The organism is Pseudomonas sp. 300 (assembly GCF_055803035.1).
The window spans coordinates 1,298,752-1,317,212 of the sequence record NZ_JAVLRV010000001.1 but is presented as its reverse complement, the minus strand read 5'-3'; the positions used below and the strand labels follow the sequence as shown (position 1 = coordinate 1,317,212).

General features: G+C 60.3%; 22 protein-coding genes and 1 pseudogene. 1 reads left to right on the top strand and 22 read right to left on the bottom strand.

Annotation, left to right across the window (positions count from 1 at the left end; all coding sequences use genetic code 11):
- From Q7W83_RS06050 to Q7W83_RS05945, 22 genes and pseudogenes are all read right to left on the bottom strand, one after another.
- Positions 1-133, bottom strand: a pseudogene (locus tag Q7W83_RS06050) (recombinase RecA); the annotation flags it as partial.
- Positions 134-216: 83 nt separating this feature from the next.
- Entirely contained in the window at positions 217-717 is a 501-nt protein-coding gene (locus Q7W83_RS06045; RefSeq protein ID WP_150630772.1) for a CinA family protein, read from the bottom strand.
- Between the two features lie 80 nt (positions 718-797).
- Positions 798-1,334: a lysis system i-spanin subunit Rz gene (locus Q7W83_RS06040; protein WP_473655790.1), complete on the bottom strand. Its 537-nt coding sequence runs from the start codon at positions 1,332-1,334 to the stop codon at positions 798-800.
- Positions 1,316-1,879 (bottom strand): glycoside hydrolase family 19 protein, encoded by a 564-nt coding sequence (locus Q7W83_RS06035; protein ID WP_473655789.1) that lies wholly within the window; start codon positions 1,877-1,879, stop codon positions 1,316-1,318. The genes Q7W83_RS06040 and Q7W83_RS06035 overlap by 19 nt, the downstream gene beginning before the upstream one ends.
- Before the next feature lie 57 nt (positions 1,880-1,936).
- Positions 1,937-2,953: a phage late control D family protein gene (locus tag Q7W83_RS06030; protein WP_150630775.1), complete on the bottom strand. Its 1,017-nt coding sequence runs from the start codon at positions 2,951-2,953 to the stop codon at positions 1,937-1,939.
- A gap of 9 nt (positions 2,954-2,962) precedes the next feature.
- On the bottom strand, positions 2,963-3,175 hold the full coding sequence (locus Q7W83_RS06025) for a tail protein X (protein ID WP_150630776.1): 213 nt from the start codon (positions 3,173-3,175) through the stop codon (positions 2,963-2,965).
- Positions 3,168-3,551: a phage tail protein gene (locus Q7W83_RS06020; RefSeq protein ID WP_473655788.1), complete on the bottom strand. Its 384-nt coding sequence runs from the start codon at positions 3,549-3,551 to the stop codon at positions 3,168-3,170. Before Q7W83_RS06020 ends, Q7W83_RS06025 begins: the two co-directional genes overlap by 8 nt.
- Complete coding sequence (locus Q7W83_RS06015) at positions 3,551-5,023, bottom strand: hypothetical protein (RefSeq protein WP_473655787.1); 1,473 nt, start codon at positions 5,021-5,023, stop codon at positions 3,551-3,553. The genes Q7W83_RS06020 and Q7W83_RS06015 overlap by 1 nt, the downstream gene beginning before the upstream one ends.
- Positions 5,024-5,151: 128 nt before the next feature.
- Positions 5,152-5,736, bottom strand: coding sequence for a phage tail assembly protein (locus Q7W83_RS06010; RefSeq protein WP_150630779.1), 585 nt, complete (start codon positions 5,734-5,736; stop codon positions 5,152-5,154).
- Between the two features lie 204 nt (positions 5,737-5,940).
- Positions 5,941-6,447, bottom strand: a complete 507-nt coding sequence (locus Q7W83_RS06005) for a phage major tail tube protein (protein WP_150630780.1) — start codon at positions 6,445-6,447, stop codon at positions 5,941-5,943.
- The gene (locus tag Q7W83_RS06000; RefSeq protein WP_473655786.1) at positions 6,447-7,613 is read right to left on the bottom strand and encodes a phage tail sheath protein; all 1,167 of its coding nucleotides are present in this window, start codon (positions 7,611-7,613) and stop codon (positions 6,447-6,449) included. The genes Q7W83_RS06005 and Q7W83_RS06000 overlap by 1 nt, the downstream gene beginning before the upstream one ends.
- Before the next feature lie 2 nt (positions 7,614-7,615).
- Positions 7,616-7,825, bottom strand: a complete 210-nt coding sequence (locus tag Q7W83_RS05995; RefSeq protein ID WP_458377817.1) for a hypothetical protein — start codon at positions 7,823-7,825, stop codon at positions 7,616-7,618.
- A 103-nt stretch (positions 7,826-7,928) separates the two neighbouring features.
- Complete coding sequence (locus tag Q7W83_RS05990; protein ID WP_473655785.1) at positions 7,929-8,351, bottom strand: phage tail assembly chaperone; 423 nt, start codon at positions 8,349-8,351, stop codon at positions 7,929-7,931.
- A gap of 10 nt (positions 8,352-8,361) precedes the next feature.
- Positions 8,362-10,200, bottom strand: a complete 1,839-nt coding sequence (locus Q7W83_RS05985; RefSeq protein WP_473655784.1) for a phage tail-collar fiber domain-containing protein — start codon at positions 10,198-10,200, stop codon at positions 8,362-8,364.
- Positions 10,201-10,836, bottom strand: a complete 636-nt coding sequence (locus tag Q7W83_RS05980) for a phage tail protein I (protein ID WP_473655783.1) — start codon at positions 10,834-10,836, stop codon at positions 10,201-10,203.
- Positions 10,833-11,828 (bottom strand): baseplate J/gp47 family protein, encoded by a 996-nt coding sequence (locus Q7W83_RS05975; RefSeq protein ID WP_473655782.1) that lies wholly within the window; start codon positions 11,826-11,828, stop codon positions 10,833-10,835. The genes Q7W83_RS05980 and Q7W83_RS05975 overlap by 4 nt, the downstream gene beginning before the upstream one ends.
- Positions 11,825-12,157: a phage baseplate protein gene (locus Q7W83_RS05970; RefSeq protein ID WP_150638877.1), complete on the bottom strand. Its 333-nt coding sequence runs from the start codon at positions 12,155-12,157 to the stop codon at positions 11,825-11,827. Before Q7W83_RS05970 ends, Q7W83_RS05975 begins: the two co-directional genes overlap by 4 nt.
- Positions 12,158-12,167: 10 nt before the next feature.
- Entirely contained in the window at positions 12,168-12,779 is a 612-nt protein-coding gene (locus Q7W83_RS05965; RefSeq protein WP_150638879.1) for a phage baseplate assembly protein V, read from the bottom strand.
- A gap of 3 nt (positions 12,780-12,782) precedes the next feature.
- Complete coding sequence (locus Q7W83_RS05960) at positions 12,783-13,307, bottom strand: hypothetical protein (protein WP_150630787.1); 525 nt, start codon at positions 13,305-13,307, stop codon at positions 12,783-12,785.
- Between the two features lie 90 nt (positions 13,308-13,397).
- Entirely contained in the window at positions 13,398-13,745 is a 348-nt protein-coding gene (locus Q7W83_RS05955; protein WP_150630788.1) for a phage holin family protein, read from the bottom strand.
- Between the two features lie 70 nt (positions 13,746-13,815).
- Positions 13,816-14,397: a DUF642 domain-containing protein gene (locus tag Q7W83_RS05950; protein ID WP_150638881.1), complete on the bottom strand. Its 582-nt coding sequence runs from the start codon at positions 14,395-14,397 to the stop codon at positions 13,816-13,818.
- A gap of 517 nt (positions 14,398-14,914) precedes the next feature.
- On the bottom strand, positions 14,915-15,649 hold the full coding sequence (locus Q7W83_RS05945; RefSeq protein WP_150638883.1) for an XRE family transcriptional regulator: 735 nt from the start codon (positions 15,647-15,649) through the stop codon (positions 14,915-14,917).
- 210 nt (positions 15,650-15,859) lie between these two features.
- On the opposite strand from Q7W83_RS05945, the gene mutS reads away from it, so the two are divergent.
- Complete coding sequence (mutS, locus tag Q7W83_RS05940) at positions 15,860-18,439, top strand: DNA mismatch repair protein MutS (protein WP_150630790.1); 2,580 nt, start codon at positions 15,860-15,862, stop codon at positions 18,437-18,439.
- Positions 18,440-18,461 lie beyond the last annotated feature (22 nt).

Genomic DNA, 18,461 nt, shown 5'->3' with positions numbered 1-18,461 from the left:
CCAGAGAGCCAGTGGAAATAGCCGGGATCGCCTGACGGTCCTGATCGCCCATACGCATTACGGCACCCTTGCCGAATTGACGTTCGATCTGACCCAGGGCCGCAGCCAAGGCTTTCTTCTTGTTGTCGTCCATTAAAGTCCTCACGTAATCAATAAGGCCTGACGGCCAACACCTGTATAAGTAGCCAGTATTATTCCACAGCGATTCAGGATCGCCTACCCCTGATTTGAGATTTCTCCAGCGGCATGGCGCAGCAGCCCCTCTAGCGCGGCCTTCACCGTTTGTCGGCGGACCTCATCGCGGTTACCAGGGAAGTGCTGCACTTCGCTGAACACCCGCTCACCCACGCCCCAGGCCAGCCAGACCGTGCCGACCGGCTTGTTCGGTGAACCACCATCCGGGCCGGCAACGCCGCTGACCGCTACAGCGAAAGACGCCCGGCTTTTTTCCTGCGCGCCGCGGACCATGGCCTCGACCACTTCGCGACTGACCGCCCCCACCGTCGCGAACAACTCGACAGGGACATTCAATTGCTCGGTCTTCTGACGGTTGGAGTACGTCACATAACCGGCTTCGAACCACGCCGAACTCCCCGGAATCCGGGTGATCGCCTCGCAAATGCCGCCGCCGGTACAGGACTCGGCTGCCGTCACGTGAGCATTGAGAACCTGTAGGCGTCTGCCCAGTTCAGCGGCCAGTTGGGTGATTTCTTTCACGGTCATCTCCTGAGCGGGCGGAATGGGAACTACCGTACACGAGCGGATCACGCTTGCAAGTTACAGGATCGATCAAAATGTTAGCGACCGAGCGCTCTGATGTAGGCCTGACAGGCCTGCAACGCAATCAGTGCACGGTCGCCTGCGTCGGTGATGGCGATAATTCGTTGAGCATGCGCCGGGTCAAGTCGGGCTCGTGCGGCGCCATGATCCACGCTGCCGGCGCTGGCGGCGGTTGGCATTGCGCAGGCTGAGGCAGCGTCATGGGCATCGAGGAGGACTGACAGGCGCACATCAGCAGTGGCAAGACGATCGCGCAAGCGACCTTGATCACGTTGGGCATCGCTCAGCGCTCGGTAATGGGTGTGTTCACTGGCCGATAGCCGTTGCTCCAGCGCCAGCCGTTTATCCTGCTCGGCCTGCTGTCGAGTGGCGGCCGCCACTGTCAGTTGATTCAAGGTCTCGGCCTGCGCCCTGGCTTGCTCCGCCAATTGCCGCCCGTAACGCCCCTCCTGAAATCGCCAGGCCAGCGCCGCCGAACTGCCGGCCAACATAGCCAGTAACACAACAGCGCCAATGACTCGCCAGGACGCGGACATCAAACCGAAGGCTGGCATAACACCGCCCTCGCCCGTGCCCAAAGTTGCAAACGATCCTGCAACCCGTTCAGGCCACCGTTGATCCGCCGGGTAATGCTGTTGAACTGGCTGCGGTCGGCCAGTTCGTTGAGGCCGTTTTGCGCCCAGAACCACGCGGCGGATTCGGCGGCCCACTGCGGTTGCTCCAACAGTTCCGGCAACCTCAGCAGACGCTCGTCGCCGAACAATCCCAGGCTACATTGTCGGTAGTTCTGACGACCCGTGATCTGAATGAGCCCACGTCCCCGGTATGTTTGCCCGTCGCCGTCAAGCGCGGGGGTATTACCCAATCGAACGGCCAGCGTGCCGGTGTCGTATTTGTTCAAATACTGATCACCGCCGAGTTCGCGCACATAGTGCAACTGCCCGGATTCGTGACCGACTTGCGCAAGGAAAGCAGCGCTGCGTTTGGGCGTGTTGATGTCATGGCCCTCCATGGCGGCGTTGAGCGCAGAAATGAAAACGCCCGCTTGGCTGCGGGCGTTTGGGAATATTTGCTGTAGTTGCAGGACAGTAAGCAGCATGAGTGATGTTCCGTACGCCATCGATCCGCCAGACCGGCGCCAGTGCGTTCTATTGCGTTATTGCGTGGCGTCCAGGCAGGTCGCATCGATCACGCAGCGATAGCTTTGAAATTTATCACCGCTGGCGGTGACCTTGTCGATTGACCAGTAACCACGCATGAAATCCGGCCAGGAGGGATCCAGCAGCAAGACGCTCTCGGCGGACAAGGCCGGATTGCCTGGGCAGGCGATTTTCACCTTGAGTTTTTCACGCAGCAATTTGCGCACTTCACCCTCGCCGACGTCCCTGGCCTCTTGTTCATTCTGGCAGAGCCGGCCTATGACCTTGAACGGCGCGCTTCCGGTTTCGATCACCCGCACCACCCCGGCCGCCGCGTCCCACCAACTGGTCTTGCAGCCCTGGTTTTTCGCCCGCGCAGTGTCATCGAGCGTGGCGGAGATGAAGGCGCGATCGCCTGGTCGATTGTCAGTGGTCACCGACAGTTTCACCTGCGGCAACACCTTGCCCGACAACGAGTTGACCTGACCGGGGAGTGCCAGCACATACAGCTCATTCATCGGTTTGGCGATGGCCTGATACCTGAGGGCAAGGCGTGTCAGAAACGCCATGTCGCTTTCGTTGGACTGATCGATGTGATCGATTTTTTTCAGTGCCAGTTGGGGCGCCACGCGGGGCGAAAAGCCGTGTCGGAGAGCTATCTCGCGAAACAGCGCGCCCAGGGTGGTCGGGCCATGACTGGCTGATCGACGCTGCAGGAACCCGGTCTTGTCCGCGGCACTGAACGGTGCGGCGGTAGCCACCAGCGTCAAGCGTAGCGGGAACAGCGTCGGCGTCAGGCGCGACACCATGAACTGGCCCTTGTCCACCAACCCCGACTCCACGTAACCGACCAGCAGGCCAACCTTGCCGCCCAGGATCGGCAGCCCTTCGAGCCCTTCCAGATCGAGCGTCAGGGTCAATTGATCGGACTCGATACCGGCGGCATCAATGTATTCCCAACTGATCAAGCGCTTGTTGATCAAGACCTCATTGGCCCCATAAATCTGTACTGCTGGCGTGAAACCCAATGCCATGAAACCTCCTTAATCCCACGCGGTAACCGGCGTGGTCACCACGGGTTGTGAGTCAATTTCCGGCAGTACCACCCACACGTCCGCGGGCAATACCGGCCCCCGTTCCGCCAGGGTGGGGTTGAGCCGCCACAGCGCCTCCTCGACCGCATCGTCACTGCGCCCCAGTTCGCGGTACAGCAACAGGTTCACCGAATCACCGGCGACACTTCTAACTCTACGCATGGATGAACTCCGATATGTCGACTGCCCAATTGACGACCATCGCCGTGCCGTCATCGATGATCACGCTCTGGGTCTCCGTCACCGTGTTGATTCGCCACAGCCCCCAGTTGCGTCCGATGCCATCCACCAACGGCACCGGCCTGCGCAGTTCCTGTAGCGTGCGCAGTTCATTGAGCCGGTCCATGGCTACCCCGTACATCGACGTCCCCGTAATTTTCAGCGTCTGGGCCTTTTGCCCGGTCTGACTGGATTTCGGCTTGCCGGTCACAATGTCCAGTTCCACCCAGCCACCGTCCGAGGTGTGCACGATGCTGTGGTAGGCGAAGTTGCGGGACAAGCCGAAAATGAAACTGCCCAGGATCATTTGCTGGCGCATTACCTGCCTCCATCGGTCAGGGCCGCGCCACGTCGAGTGGCGAGGGCGTTGGTGGTCATCAGTGGAACAAACTCGCCGTGGAACTGCGTTTGCAGCTGCTGCGCCACGATCGTCCGGATGTGCTCGGAGCTCTCCCCACCGGTGCAGGTGACCTGGATCGACGGTGCGTAATTGATCTGCTGTGTCTGCGTTGGTGCGCTGGTCAGTTCGTTGCTGACCTGTTCTGGTGAAGCAAGTCGGTCGGTTGCAGGGGCGGCGAGTTTTTCGCCAAGCACTGCACCCGACTCACTGCCCAACCAGCCACCAATCAGGCCACCCACAACGCCGCCAATGGCCGTACCGATCACCGGAACAACACTGCCCAACGTCGCCCCCAGCGCAGAGCCGGCCGTAGCACCCGCCCAGCCGCCACCTGCTGCGCCCAGGCCTGTACCGACCTTACGACGATTGCCGGTAAGCACGCCTCCGACGACGTCCACCGCCGCACCGACCGCTTTCAGCGGCCCGGGAGCGCGGCGGGTCAGCGAGCGCATCGAGGCCGCCATCGCCACCAGGCGCGGAGTACCGCGCGAGCCTCGTGCACTCACACGCACTGTCGAGCCCTTGCCTGTGTCCGGCTTGTTCGCCCGAGTCTTATCTCTGAAGTCTTCCGAAAACACTTCACCGAACTGTTTCGGAAGCCGGGCAGACGCCACCCCCAAAACCCGCTTGGCCATCTGATTGGTCATCTCATCGAACACAACCTTACCCAGTCCCGCGATCAACGGCATGATTTGCGCTAACGCGGTTTCAGCCAGCCCCTTCAGACCACTGGAGGCAGGCGGGCTTTCTGCGGCCGGCGGTTGGGCATTGCCGGTGCCCGTGGATAAACGATTGTCGTGCGTGCGGTCGATGCTCGACTGCTGCTCGCCAGTTATTTTCCCCGGACACTTGATGACCTGCGGCTGATCAACAACCTCAGGACTGTCGAGTTTCAGAGGTACGCGCCACTTTGTATCCGCCAAAACCGTGGCTTTAACCGCCGGCGCGGTGACTGCGTCAGCCATCAACGGAACACTGGCCAGTCTCTGGTTTGACGGCATCATCGACTCGCGCTGACGCTCGGGTAATTGATCAGCCTCGCCAGAGTTCTTCACGCTCCCCGACTTGAGCAGCGCTGGCGGCTCAATACTGCCGCCCGCCTCGCTCGCGTTATTTTGCCGACTGGCCAGCGCTGTCTTCGCGCTGGAACCGGTTGCCGGCGACAGCGAACGCTGCGAGGAAAACGTCAGGTTCAACGACTCCAGAGCCGTGGTCAGCAGGCTGAGTTTGAGACTCACCGCAGCCAACACCTGACTGAAGCCGGGCGTCAGTCCTTGAGCGCTCTCTTCCATAACCAGCGATGACAGGGCCGTGGTCAGGCCCACCTCTCGGAATGTCAGCCAGTCATCATTGATGGCTGTGTTTTTGAGCGAATATCTATCGTCCGCCATCCCGCTCTACTCCTGTTTTACGCCAAGGCGAGTGATCGCAATGTCGTAGCGGCGCAATGCCTTGCCGACGTCCCATTCCAGAATGTCCGCTTCACTTACCGGATAAATGAGCGGCACCACATCGAGGATTACTTCGATGTCGCGCTCCGAAAGAAGGCCGCCGGTTTGTTTAAAAAATCGTCGATGCGTACCTGAAGCTGTGTCCAGTCGGGCACGGTCAGCAGGGCCAGATCGGGAATCATCAGGCCGGTGCAATGGGCGGTGATGAACTCGGCGCGTTCCTTGGGCGTCTTGAGTTTTTTCATCGCTTTGGTCGCGCGCAGCACCGGCATTTCCAGCTTCAGCGTGGTCAGGGTGCGACCCGCCACGGCGAGCGGTTGCAGCAAGCTCACGTCGTCGGGATCGGCGGACGGTTGTTGACCCTCGTCCGCTTGCTCAAGGAAATGCGACGACGGCAAGGTCGACATGTCATGCACGTACTGCGCGATGCTCACGTAGTCCGGGCGTTTGAGTTGATCGAGCGCCTTGGCCGACAACCCGGTGGCCAGCAGCGCCAGTTCGAAGAACTGATCGTCCTCATCATCGCCGGCACGGGCCAGGGCCTCTTTCTGCGCGGCGTAGTACAACGGTTTGAGCTGAATCTGCTCGATCACCGACTGATCGTCGGCCGTGATCGGCGACAACAAGACGTGAACAGGAGGTGTCCAGGACATGAAATGAATTCCTTGATGAATCATGAGAAGGCGTTGAGCAATGCTGGTTGATGGATGCAGATTTCTGGGCAGTAAAGGCCCTTGTGGGAGCGAGCTTGCTCGCGATGGCGGCGTGTCTGTCAGCATCAGTGTTGAATGTGCCGGCCCCATCGCGAGCAAGCTCGCTCCCACAGGCTTTGCGTTTGCCGGACGGGGGTTGCGGGGTTAAGGGATCAGCACCGCACGACGGGCGTCGCCGAGAATGTCGACACCGTTGAGCACGAACTTCTGCGTGCGCACGTCGATGTCGATCACCGGGATGCCGTTTTCCAGACGGTTGTAGGTGCGGCAGGAGAGTTCAAGCGTGGTGGTCGGTTTGTCATTCATTTTGAGCGCCGTCTCGGCCAGGGACTTCAACTTGCCGCCGACGGTGTGGTAGGTGAACCAGGTGTTGCCATCCTGATCCTGACCGGCCTCACGGACGTTCAGCAAAATGTCGTCGCCCAGTTTCACACCCAGGGCGAGCATGATTTCTGCGCCCACTCCTTGCAGCTTGAGCGTGGCGGTGAGGGCTTTGCCGCTCTTGGCCATTTCCTCGCCGATGAAGCGCCCGCCGGTCATGCTCTCCATCTCGAACTCGATCTTCGGCGGGGTGAACTCTTCCACCGTCGCCGACAACGGCAGGCCTTGCAGGGTGGCCGCGATGGCCTGTCTTACGCGGTTGGTAAACATTAGAGAACGTCCTCCAGGAACTGCTCGATGATTTCATCGCGGGCATTGAGTTGATAAACCATGTGTTCGTTCGGCGCGTAGCGGCCGTAGTCGATGACCACGTACCAGGTGCCGTTCTTGTACTTCTCGACGCTGTTCAATTCCGGGTGCAGGTACACGCTGCCGCCGGGGATGGTTTCGTCGGCGACCAGGGTTTGCAGCCAGTCGTTGATGCGCTTGACCTCCTGGTCCATGAACGACTTGGTCAGGTTCTTGGCCATAGCCTTCTGACCGGCCTTGACCAGCTTGCGGCTGATCGCATCTTCGAGGCCGACGTAGCTGATGAACTTGCCGGTGATCGAGCGGTTACCCAGCAGCGAGAAGCCGCCGAGAATGGTGCGGGCGTAGTAGCTGATGCCGTAGCGGTTGAGCAGATCGCCCTCGGTGGAGGTGTCGAGGATGTTGTATTCCACGACCCGCGACACGTCCTCGGCAAAGGTCACCTGATTGCCCGGGCTCTCCCATTGTTTGACCTTGGCCAGGGCCGCGATGGCCAGGCTCGATGGCGACAGGAACACATTTTTCTTGGCTGCCTTGGAGTACACCGACGGCATGTTGTGCACCAGCAGGCAGCGGTCGAAACCCAGTTCTGCGCCGCCCAGTTCCTGGCTGTAGGTCACTTGATCGGCGACCGCGGCGTCCTTGCCGTCGAGCACCACACGGGCCTTGATGCGCTTGCCGAAAGACGCGAACTCACCGGCCACGGCTTTGGTGCTGGTGAAGCCCGGCGCGCCGATGATGGTCAGGTCTTCAGGCACGCTGCCCAATGCCGCGAGACCAAGCTTGCGACCGGTCAGCGGATCGATGCCGCCGATGACATTGTTCAGCGTGTCGGCCGGGGTCGCGCCCTCTTCGACGATGACCACGTAGACCGGCACCTTGACCACTTTCAGGATCTGTAAAACGGCGTGATACAGCGTGCCCGCCTCGGTGCCGGTCGGATCGAGCAGCGCCTGGGTGGTGAAGCTGTTGATGCGGAACGGCGCATTGCGTGGAATCAACGGATCAGCCTTCGGCGCAGTGCCGATCAGACCGATGACGTTGTCGCCCAGGCCACCCATGGCCTCGGGGGATTCAGTGGCATTGACGGTAATGCCGTTGTGCTCGAAGTTCAAAACCTCAGCCATGGTTATTCAGCCTTCTTGGCAGCGGCCTTTTTGGCCGGGGTGGATGTAGAGGCCGACTCGGGAGCCTCGGTTTTTTTCAGCTCCAGACGACCAGCGCTGCGCAACGCGTTGGCCTCCACATCGAGCAGGTGCAGTTCCTGGCCGATGCTCGACCAGTGACCACCCCCGGTAGGGAATGGGAGGAGCACGGTGTACGTTTGGCGTTCTGCCATTTCTGTTTCTCCTTGAACGAAAAAACCCCTTGGGGAAGGGGCTGTCGGGTGTTGTGTGGGTGTTGTATTGCGGAAAAGAAAACGCCCCGGCGGTGCGGGGCGTTTATTGGGTTTGTTCGGCGATCCAGTCCGACGCCGTCGGCCGGTGTTGGCTGTCGGGGAAGTCCGGTGATTGAGGCCAGTCGCGCAGGGCCTGCATGTACGTCAACAGCTCGGTGAACAGCTCAGGCGTTAGGGTGGATTCAGTGCCAAGACCAAGTTGATCGCGATGACGATCACGAAGCCAGACCACCGATGACAGCTCGCTGTCTCGCCACCACCTCTCCTGCTCGGCGAAATTAGGGGCGGGCGGATCGATCAGAATAGGCAGACCGTCAGCGTCATGACTACGAACCTTGCCTAGAGTCGGATTGGCAATTACTGACGTGTAGCGTTCTTCGGAGATAAAGACAGCATCAGTCGGAATGAGGGAGTGAATACTCTCAAGATAAGTGCAACCGGTTTCACTGCTGTAAAAGCGCTTCATCTACACCACCTCAATACCCAAGGGTTAGCCAGTTGTAAGTGTGAGAGCCTGTTGTGTTCGTTCCCGAGAGAGTGGAACTTCCGTTAAGGCTCGTTTTCGTCTTTGTCATAACAACCGCTGCGCCGTTATCACTTTGCATATTCACCGCCGCAAATAGACACGCTGCTGGGAAGGCAACTGGCATATTCGCGGCGATGCTTTCGCCGCTGTGGGTGCTTGTCATCCATTGAAGAATCAGACCTCCAAGCCACGTCGGAAAAGCAATGTAGCCGTTAGCTTGCAGGCTTATTGCAAAGCCTTTGCGGAATTTTTTCGGCGTGGCGATCACCTGATCGTTTGCGCTGTCGAGCATCTGCGCATCAGTTGCGACCTTGGCCGTACCTTGATTGTTTTCCGTGGCCTGCGCCGACAGAATGGTTAGTGCCGCGATATCGATCTGCCCCTGATTGATCGGCGCGTTCCAGGCTTTGATGCACCACATCACCGCCAAGTTGCGCGGCCGGGTTTCTGTGCCGCCAGTCTGCTGTGTTTCAGAGATGTACTGGTTACCGTCCTGAGCTATCCCCCCCGCATAACCACTGCCAGTCTCCGTGACGACGTTTGCGGCCAGACTATGCTTGTGACTCTTTAATTCGTCAGCCTGATAGGTACACACCGCACGCCCTGCATCCACCCCGCGACCATGGTCCCAACCGCGCAGAAACTCACCACGCGACTCAGGCAAACGGAAGTTGCCAGCCCCTTCGCCGCCCGTATTGAAAGCAGTGCCCAGATACGCGAACAAATCCGGGTAAATTGCGATGCTCTGCACACTGCCATCTATTTCAAGGAATCCCGGTGGTACGGCGGCCTTTGGAAAGGCCACCATCGTGCCCACCGGCAACGCCGAAGCCTGCGCAATCAACGCCTCGATTTCCGGCTTGGTATACGTGTCCTTGATCCCAAATCCGGCCAACGTTTCCGGATTGGCACCCGCCGTGGCGCGACCATACTTGTCGACCGTCAGACTCTTGTAAGTCCCCGCCTGAATCCCCGTCCTCCCCGCGAGCATTTCAAAGCTCAGCGCCGTAGTCCCCAACGAGATCGGACCATTCGTCACCAAGTGCCAAAGCGAATCACCATTCGCCGTGCCCTCCTCGACCATCACGTTCAGGCCCGGCGTCACCTTGGCGCTGGTGTTCGAGTCAACCGAACGCACCCAGTCACCATTGGCAGCAACGTAAATGCCGTTATCCTTCGCCGCCGTTTGGCCCGCCACCAGCACCCGCTGACCCGCCACCACCGCGACACCATCAATCTGCTGCGCACCACTTAATACGATGTTTCCGGTAGCCGCCACACGCACCGACTGCTTGCCATCCAGCTTGGCCAACTCATCGGCGAGATACCCCATTACCCACGCCCGCGTCGCCTTGACCACGGTGTCGTCGATCAGCAGCGTGACGTTCGAGGCATTGCTGGTCTCGAAAATCGAGCGAATGTAAAACTCTTTGCCCGAACCCGACGTCGCCAGCACCGGCTTGAACGACTCCGGGTATTTGACGATGGCGTAGAGGATGCCGGTGTCGGTCCAGAGCCCGGCCTCGCGTACATACCAACCGCCCTCTTCTGGCGGAATGGTCACTTCAGCGAGCAGCCAGCTCGGATTCTTCTCGTCCTGGAACAGCGCATTCAGTGGCCCGCGCCACACTTCACGCTTGAGCGCAGTGGCGGTCGCCGCCGGGTTGTAGACCGCGCCGCCGCCGTCACCGACGGAAATCTGTGACAGCTTGATCGGCACGCCCGCCGCCTTGCAGGCGGTTTCGTAGGCAATCCCTGCATTCGTGAGCAGGGTGTAATAGTCAGCCATTCAGGCCCCCTGAGGATAAATAGTGGATGTTTCAACGGCGTATAGCCCGGCGGCCATAAAGGCCTGCCCCGAGGCTTCGAGCCCTTCAATGACAATCGGATACACCGTGGTCAGCTCGCCGCACAGCGTCGCCGCGCCGATGACGTGGCTGCCGAACGCGCTCAACCCGACGGACACCGACAACAGATCGCGTTCGCTTTTGGCGTCCGCCAGACGTCGGTCGAGACGTGCGTCGATTGCTTCGCTGTAGGGTTGCTCGGTGAACGCCCTGACGGAAAAGCTGTAAGGCGCGCCCGGCGGTGTCTGCTCGTACCAGGCCCGCACTTCAGGCATCAACCGCAATCCTTTCGCGGCGTTTTCCAGGGCCTGGCGGGTCCCGGCCTGCCGCGCGGTGGGCCAGGCCAGTTCAACGGTTAAACGCTTTTCCGCCTCGGCAGCCTCGGCGCTCCATTCGCTGACACCGCGATCCGCCGCGAGATAAGGCAGAAATGCCAGAGGCGTCGAGGTCGGGTTCATCAGTTCGGGGAACGGCGGCGTGATGCGGTCAAGCAACGCACCAAAGCCGAGATCAAGGGCTTTTTCCAAGGGTGAGCTGTTGGCTGGCAACAGGCTCGGGCGCGGTGTCTGGTCACTCATAGCGTGAGCACCTCGACCTCGACACCGGTGCAGTAAGGCGCTTCAAACGCCGTCGTCACAATCGGCTCGACCGGTTCGAGAATCTCGAGTTGCACCGCGCCGGCGTTATGCAGCGTGTAGTCGATCCAGCTCGGGTCGACCCGCCCCTCCAGTCGATGGCAGCTCTGGGCATAGGCGTGCAGTTGTTGCTGCGCGGCAACCCGGGTCAGCCCTGAATCAGGGCCGGCGTTGATTCGGGCGACGACGCGGATTTTGTAGTTTTTGATATGAGCGCTTTGCACCGTGACCCGATCCGTTTCCGGTCGGACGTCAGGCCGGGCGAAGTGCCGGCGCACACCGTCGAGCAGTTCTTCGGACGCGGCGCCATCACCCTCTCGTGCCAGCACCGTGACCATCACCTCACCGGGCGCGGTGCGACGTCCGTTGCCGTCCTTGACCTGCGCCGCGTAACCGTCCGGATCGAAGGTGTACGTGACCGTCACCTCGCCCGGTGCATGGGTGTCCACCTTCACCACAGGACGCTCGCCGAGGGTGAATACCTCGCGGCGATACTGCATGCGTGAACCGGCGGCCGGGGCGTGCGGCGCCAGGTAGTAACGCAACCGGGCGTCGTCGTCGCTCTCGAACACCGGCGCAATCGGCGGGAATGCCGCCGGGTCGCCGGGGTCCAACAATTGCCGCTCAAGGCCCATGTCCGCAAGACGGGCATCGAGGTTGCTGCCGGTCGCCCACCAGGCCAGCATCTGCTTGATTCGGGCGTTGTACTTGCGCTCGTGGATTTGCAAACGCACACAAAACGCCTCAAGCGCCAGGGTCAGCAACTCGCTTTCGTTTTCAAGACTGGCCTTGAGCTTCGCCGCAGTCCCGGGAGACCGGGCGCCGACGTACTCGACGACAAACGTCTTGAACTCGGCGAGCAAATCCTCAAACGCTTCGACGGTGACGATCGACGGTTCGGCCAACTGGTTCTGGCCGGGTATCAACATGCTCATGTCACCACCTCGAAAGTCTGATTGCGGTTTTGCCAGGTGCCGGCGAATCGCAGGACCAGCCCGGCACCCTGGCGGCCGGCGACAATGACCTGCGGCTGGAAATCACTGATGCCGTTCTGTTCGTTGTAAAACGCCTGCGCCGCATGACTCTGGGCAAGCATCAGCACGTCGTCGCCGAGGTTGCGGCCCAGCAGATCCGGGATCAGCGAGCCATACAAAGGACGCTTCTGCCGGGTGCCCAACGGCGTGGTCAGCGCTCGGGTTGCGCGCTGCACAAACTGCGGCCAGTCGTCGACCGCCGCCCCGGTGTTTCTATCGATTCCGATCATGGGAAACTCTTTATGCGGTACTGATGACGCGTCCCTGGTGATCCACCACCGGGCCGCTCAGGTGCACACCGGAAGCGTCGAGTCGCAAGCCGACCGCGCCCAGTTGCAGTTCGATGACCTCAGGCGTGATCGCAAGTCTCGCCGGGCCGAGATTCAACTCGAGCGCTTCGCGAGAGCCATTGAACGCCGCCGGGCCGTTCTTCCAGCGCAAGGCATGAAGGGCGTCGTCGTAAGCGCTTTCCGTACCGTCCAGATAGAGGCGACGCGTCAGCGAAGCCTGTGTCGAGGCGGGGGGAAACCGATTGCCGTTAAGCCCGAACAACGCCACGGATTGCGCACCGCCCTCACCGCCGCCATGGTTCAGCAGCAGGCATTGCTCGCCCACCGAGGGGATCCGCGACTCGCTTTGCGCCCCGGCGCTGGGGTTGAAAAAACGAATGGCCGGGGTCAGCAATTCACCGTGACTGACCCGGCAGGTGTTGCTGGCCGCGTCGACTTCCTTGCACACGCCAATACGACACAGGCTGTCGGTTCGCCGGTGCACGTCTTCAAGTTCGGCCTCCATCTCGGCCAGACGCTCAATGATCGGGCCGAGCTGCTGACGTAAAAGCGCATCAAACATGGCTCAATCCTCAAGTGCGGTGTATTGGTCCGGGTCGTCGATGTTCGAGACTTCCCAGGTTTTGGCGAATTTCGGGATGCCCAGCGGGTCGTCCAGCAACAATGCGCCGAGGTAAATCGTCTGGATGAAGGAAAGGGTCCAGGCGAGGTACTCCTGCGAACCGCTGATGAACGTCGAGGGCAAGGCATCGATGTTCATGGGCAGGTCGCATTGACTACCCGGCAGGCCCCAGCGGTTATCCGTAACCAATCCCTTGAGTACGCTCGCCAGATCGCCAGCGGCCAATCCAGGGTTAGCCAATGTCGGCGGCACAATGATTTGCAGCGAGACCGTCAGAACATGGGCGATGCGCCCGTCATGGGCGCGGTCGCCGGGGGCATTGCGTTCGAAGGCGATCAGGACCCACGCCTGATCGAACGTGCCGTCGAAGTCCTGACGACCTCCGACCTTCAAACCCGGGCCAACTGCACGCAGCGCGTCGGCAATGGCAAAAAACAGACGTGACGGCTTATCAATGTCGGGGGACATAAGGGGCTTCCAGTTCAAATTTTCGATGCGTCCGGCTGCGTGGGTGCATGCAGCGGACCGGGGGTTGCCAGAACGGCAAGGGGACTGGATTTATTGATCCGGGCGGGAATCGCGTGGCGGCACATCACACACGCCGATCCGCTTGGCTGCCCAGCGTTCGTAAAGGCCGATGGCGACGTCGGCGCCGGCCATCGCCGTGAGGCAACCGAACGCGCCAGCCGCCCAGATCGACAGGCCGGCGGCGTACAACAGCATGATGGCCGAGACCCCGCAGATCATGCAGGCCCCGGAACGCAAAGCCAGACGCCGCAGCAATGACCAGCCGCGAGCGCCCTCCTTGTCGGCGCGCCACATTTCGCCAGACACCCCGCCCATCAAGGCGAGCACGATGACCAGCCAGATCGGCATGTCCAGCAACGCTTGTTGCTCGTTTGTCATGTCACGCCTCCTGGGGATCGATGAGATGCGCCTCTCGGAAATGAGCCGCCTGGTTTTGATCGACGAAGAACTACAGCTTTTCAACGATCACGTTGTCGATGAAAGCGAAGTTGACGTACGGGTTCTGCTCATTGGAAAAGGCCAGCGTTGTCTGGGACGTAGTCGCGGTGAAGTCATAAGTCACGGTGCTCCACTCGACAACACTGCCCTTGGCCTTTGGCGTATTGAAGGTGGCGGTCTGACCGGCGACTTTCACCTGAACTACACCGTCACCGGAGCGACTGGCGTACAGCGAGTTGCCCATGCTGAAGGTCAATCGATACTTGGCCCCTACGACGGTTGCGAAGTTCTGCTGAATGCCACCGCCGTTGCCATAAACATAGTTAGCCAGATCAACAATCACCGCGCCGTCCACTGCGGCGGAGCCAGGGACCGAGGCGCGCACGTTGAAGTATTCGACTCCCGACAGAAAGGTCGTCCAGCCCGTGATGAAGTTGGCTTTCGCTGTCGTGTCCAGAATGCAACTGTCGCTGCAACCCGGTTGTTCAAAACTGCCGTTGACCAGCAGGTTCGCCGCCGTGGCACTGCCAGCAGTGCCAACAAGGGCCAGAGCCAACATCAGCGGGGCAATGATTTTCTTGAGTCCGTTCATGGTTTTACCTATTGAGTGAAGTGTATTCATCGCGCAACGGTTGTTGTGCAGTAGGTCCCCAATTGGGGGTTGAGATACCTGACGTGAGGCAGGCATTCCAAAAAGCCCGGTCACCCAGGCTTTTCAGTAATGCGGTCCTTCGCGTTGACCTTTCGGCGCTACTGGCGCGGTACGGGTCCATTCAGATTGTTTTTCCGACCGCGGTCCCTGCCCGCCGGATAACTGCTTGTGGTGCTTTACGCTGCACACCCGGGTCAGTTGCCAACCCTCTGAACCGTTGAGGCCGGTTCATCGCTGCCTTTGTGGTGGAACTAAAGAACTTCGTTTCGAGCTGCTTTGTTGAGCGGCTTGAGACAAAGAATATGCATGGATGCATACACAGTCAATGCACAAATGCATTTATTTATGCATTTATAATGCACTGACGCATGAAAGCCCCACAGGCAAAGCCGTTGGTGGTTTTCAGCAGGCGAAAAAAAACCCGCGCAGTGGCGGGTTTTATCTGACAGCGGTGAGGTTAGCGGGCGTACATGCCCCACCAGAAAACGTGACCGAGGATGACGATTTGTTCTTCCTGGATTTCCTGGAAGGTGTAGTCCTCGTCCGGATGCTCATCGCGATTGAAGCTGCGCAGGCGAATCCCCGTCGGCAGGCGATAAAGTTGTTTAACCCGCAACTGGCCGTTGTGGTTGATGGCATACAGGTCGCCATCGACGATATCGCCGATCCCGCATTTGCCGGCATTGACGCCCACGGTGGCGCCGTCGCGCAGTACTGGCAACATGCTGTTGCCGCGTACCGTCACGCATTTGGCCTGATCGAACTGCACACCGTTGTGGCGCAAGCTGCGCTTGCCAAAGCGCAGGCTAGAGCGCTCGCTCTCTTCGATGACGAATCTTCCTGATCCAGCAGCCAATTCAACCTCGCGAAGAAAGGGGACCGATACCTCGTCGTCATCGACGGGCGTATCGTCGTCCCACAGGCTTATGTCCTTGAGTTCGGAATGCAATTCATCGCGTTCGGGATGGGCGACAGGCGCGACATCCGCGCGGCCGCGCAACTGATCGGTGCTCACGGCGAAGTACTCGGCGATCTTCGAGATGTGCTTATCCGAAGGATCGACAATCTTCCCGCTGAGGATGCGCGAGAGGGTGGATTGAGGCACGCCGGTGCGACGGTGAAGCTCCGTGGGGGAGATCCCGTGCTGATCGAGCAGCGCTCTTAAGACGGAAGAAACATTGCGTTTTTGCATAACGCGCATAGTGCTTGATCTTTTTTTCGGAGGCAAATGCAGAATTGCATAAAAAGCGCATAAATCGTGTATAGACAGCAGACATGTATCCCGCGGCTTTCATGCCTGCGTCGGGTGGACCGCCCATGTTAACCTTGCGCCCATCGCGGAAAAGCCGGGCCGATGTCCCTCCTTTGCCCTACACCTTTCAACGAATTTGCCTGATATCCGATGAATAAAGCACTCACCGATCTGTCCTCGCACACGCCAATGATGCAGCAGTACTGGCGCCTCAAGAACCAGCACCCCGACCAGCTGATGTTCTACCGCATGGGTGACTTCTACGAGATCTTCTATGAAGACGCGAAGAAGGCCGCCAAGTTGCTGGACATCACCCTGACCGCCCGTGGGCAGTCGGCCGGCCAGGCGATTCCGATGTGTGGGATTCCTTACCACGCCGCGGAAGGTTACCTGGCGAAACTGGTGAAGCTCGGCGAGTCGGTGGTGATCTGTGAACAGGTCGGCGATCCGGCGACCAGCAAAGGCCCGGTGGATCGGCAAGTGGTGCGAATTATCACGCCGGGCACGGTCAGTGATGAAGCGCTGCTGGATGAGCGTCGGGATAACCTTATCGCGGCGGTGCTGGGTGACGAGCGCCTGTTCGGTCTGGCGGTGCTGGACATCACCAGCGGTAACTTCACCGTACTGGAAATCAAGGGTTGGGAAAACCTGCTGGCGGAACTGGAGCGGGTCAATCCGGTGGAGCTGATGATCCCGGATGACTGGCCGAAAGACTTGCCGGCAGAGAAACGTCGTGGGGTTCGTCGCCGTGCGCCGTGGGATTTCGAGCGCGACTCGGCGTTGAAAAGTCTCTGCCAGCAATTCTCGACCCAGGACCTCAAAGGTTTCGGTTGCGAGAACCTGACCCTGGCCATCGGCGCTGCCGGTTGCCTGCTCAGCTACGCCAAGGAAACCCAGCGCACCGCCCTGCCCCACTTGCGCAGCCTGCGTCATGAACGCCTGGACGACACCGTGGTGCTGGATGGTGCAAGCCGTCGCAACCTGGAACTGGACACCAACCTGGCCGGCGGTCGCGATAACACGCTGCAATCGGTGGTTGATCGCTGCCAGACCGCCATGGGCAGCCGCCTGCTGACCCGTTGGCTGAATCGCCCGTTGCGGGATTTGCCTGTGTTGCTGGCGCGCCAGACCTCGATCACCTGCCTGCTCGACGGTTACCGTTTCGAAAAGCTGCAGCCGCAGCTCAAGGAAATCGGTGACATCGAGCGGATTCTCGCGCGGATCGGTTTGCGTAATGCGCGTCCTCGCGACCTGGCGCGCCTGCGCGATGCCCTCGGTGCATTGCCCGAGCTTCAAGTGGCGATGGTCGAGCTGGAAGCGCCGCACATTATTCAACTGGCGAAAACCACCAGCACCTACCCGGAACTGGCGGCCCTGCTGGAAAAAGCCATCATCGACAACCCACCCGCGGTGATCCGTGATGGCGGCGTGTTGAAAACCGGTTACGACAGCGAACTCGATGACCTGCAATCACTCAGTGAAAACGCCGGGCAGTTCCTGATCGATCTGGAAGCACGCGAGAAGGCCCGCACCGGCCTGTCGCACCTGAAAGTCGGCTACAACCGCATTCACGGTTACTTTATCGAGTTGCCGAGCAAGCAAGCCGAGTCGGCGCCGGCCGACTATATCCGGCGCCAGACGCTGAAAGGCGCCGAGCGTTTTATCACGCCGGAACTGAAGGCTTTCGAGGACAAAGCGCTGTCAGCCAAGAGCCGCGCCCTCGCCCGCGAGAAGATGCTTTACGAAGCGCTGCTCGAAGACCTGATCAGCCAATTGCCGCCGCTGCAAGACACCGCCGCCGCCCTGGCCGAACTGGACGTGCTGAGCAACCTCGCCGAACGCGCGCTGAACCTCGACCTGAACTGCCCGCGTTTCGTCGACGAGCCGTGCATGCGCATCAGCCAGGGTCGTCACCCGGTGGTCGAGCAAGTGCTGACCACGCCGTTCGTGGCCAACGACCTGAGCCTCGATGACAATACGCGCATGCTGGTGATCACCGGCCCGAACATGGGCGGTAAATCCACCTACATGCGTCAGACCGCGCTGATCGTGTTGCTGGCGCATATCGGCAGCTTCGTGCCGGCGGCGAGTTGCGAATTGTCGCTGGTGGACCGGATCTTCACCCGGATCGGTTCCAGCGATGACCTGGCCGGTGGACGTTCGACCTTTATGGTCGAAATGAGCGAAACCGCCAACATTCTGCACAACGCCACCGAGCGCAGCCTGGTGCTGATGGACGAGGTCGGTCGCGGCACCAGCACCTTCGACGGCTTGTCCCTGGCCTGGGCTGCGGCTGAACGCCTGGCGCAGCTGCGGGCTTACACGCTGTTCGCCACCCACTACTTTGAGCTGACCGTATTGCCGGAAGCGCAACCGCTGGTGGCCAACGTGCACCTCAACGCCACTGAGCACAACGAGCGCATCGTGTTCCTGCACCACGTGCTGCCAGGGCCTGCCAGCCAGAGCTATGGCCTGGCCGTTGCGCAGCTGGCCGGTGTGCCGAGCGAAGTGATCGTGCGCGCTCGCGAGCACCTGGGTCGACTGGAAGCCACTGCGCTGCCGCATGAAGCTCCGAAGCCCGCCAAGGGCAAACCGGCCGCGCCGCAGCAAAGCGACATGTTCGCCAGCCTGCCGCATCCGGTGCTCGATGAACTGGCCAAACTGGATCTGGATGACCTGACGCCGCGTCGCGCGCTCGAAATGCTCTATACACTAAAGACACGGATCTAACGCACTTGCGTGCAAGCTGTTA

Bases quoted from the DNA above. Each gene is read 5' to 3' on its own strand.
- Q7W83_RS05975 (WP_473655782.1), bottom strand. From the start codon at position 11,828: ATGAGCATGTTGATACCCGGCCAGAACCAGTTGGCCGAACCGTCGATC.
- Q7W83_RS05965 (WP_150638879.1), bottom strand. From the start codon at position 12,779: ATGTTTGATGCGCTTTTACGTCAGCAGCTCGGCCCGATCATTGAGCGT.
- Q7W83_RS05945 (WP_150638883.1), bottom strand. From the start codon at position 15,649: ATGCAAAAACGCAATGTTTCTTCCGTCTTAAGAGCGCTGCTCGATCAG.
- Q7W83_RS06015 (WP_473655787.1), bottom strand. From the start codon at position 5,023: ATGGCGGACGATAGATATTCGCTCAAAAACACAGCCATCAATGATGAC.
- Q7W83_RS05995 (WP_458377817.1), bottom strand. From the start codon at position 7,825: ATGGCAGAACGCCAAACGTACACCGTGCTCCTCCCATTCCCTACCGGG.
- Q7W83_RS05980 (WP_473655783.1), bottom strand. From the start codon at position 10,836: ATGAGTGACCAGACACCGCGCCCGAGCCTGTTGCCAGCCAACAGCTCA.
- mutS (WP_150630790.1), top strand. From the start codon at position 15,860: ATGAATAAAGCACTCACCGATCTGTCCTCGCACACGCCAATGATGCAG.
- Q7W83_RS06035 (WP_473655789.1), bottom strand. From the start codon at position 1,879: ATGCTGCTTACTGTCCTGCAACTACAGCAAATATTCCCAAACGCCCGC.
- Q7W83_RS06010 (WP_150630779.1), bottom strand. From the start codon at position 5,736: ATGTCCTGGACACCTCCTGTTCACGTCTTGTTGTCGCCGATCACGGCC.
- Q7W83_RS05990 (WP_473655785.1), bottom strand. From the start codon at position 8,351: ATGAAGCGCTTTTACAGCAGTGAAACCGGTTGCACTTATCTTGAGAGT.
- Q7W83_RS06005 (WP_150630780.1), bottom strand. From the start codon at position 6,447: ATGTTTACCAACCGCGTAAGACAGGCCATCGCGGCCACCCTGCAAGGC.
- Q7W83_RS05955 (WP_150630788.1), bottom strand. From the start codon at position 13,745: ATGACAAACGAGCAACAAGCGTTGCTGGACATGCCGATCTGGCTGGTC.
- Q7W83_RS05985 (WP_473655784.1), bottom strand. From the start codon at position 10,200: ATGGCTGACTATTACACCCTGCTCACGAATGCAGGGATTGCCTACGAA.
- Q7W83_RS06030 (WP_150630775.1), bottom strand. From the start codon at position 2,953: ATGGCATTGGGTTTCACGCCAGCAGTACAGATTTATGGGGCCAATGAG.
- Q7W83_RS05960 (WP_150630787.1), bottom strand. From the start codon at position 13,307: ATGTCCCCCGACATTGATAAGCCGTCACGTCTGTTTTTTGCCATTGCC.
- Q7W83_RS06025 (WP_150630776.1), bottom strand. From the start codon at position 3,175: ATGCGTAGAGTTAGAAGTGTCGCCGGTGATTCGGTGAACCTGTTGCTG.
- Q7W83_RS06000 (WP_473655786.1), bottom strand. From the start codon at position 7,613: ATGGCTGAGGTTTTGAACTTCGAGCACAACGGCATTACCGTCAATGCC.
- Q7W83_RS06040 (WP_473655790.1), bottom strand. From the start codon at position 1,334: ATGCCAGCCTTCGGTTTGATGTCCGCGTCCTGGCGAGTCATTGGCGCT.
- Q7W83_RS05970 (WP_150638877.1), bottom strand. From the start codon at position 12,157: ATGATCGGAATCGATAGAAACACCGGGGCGGCGGTCGACGACTGGCCG.
- Q7W83_RS05950 (WP_150638881.1), bottom strand. From the start codon at position 14,397: ATGAACGGACTCAAGAAAATCATTGCCCCGCTGATGTTGGCTCTGGCC.
- Q7W83_RS06020 (WP_473655788.1), bottom strand. From the start codon at position 3,551: ATGCGCCAGCAAATGATCCTGGGCAGTTTCATTTTCGGCTTGTCCCGC.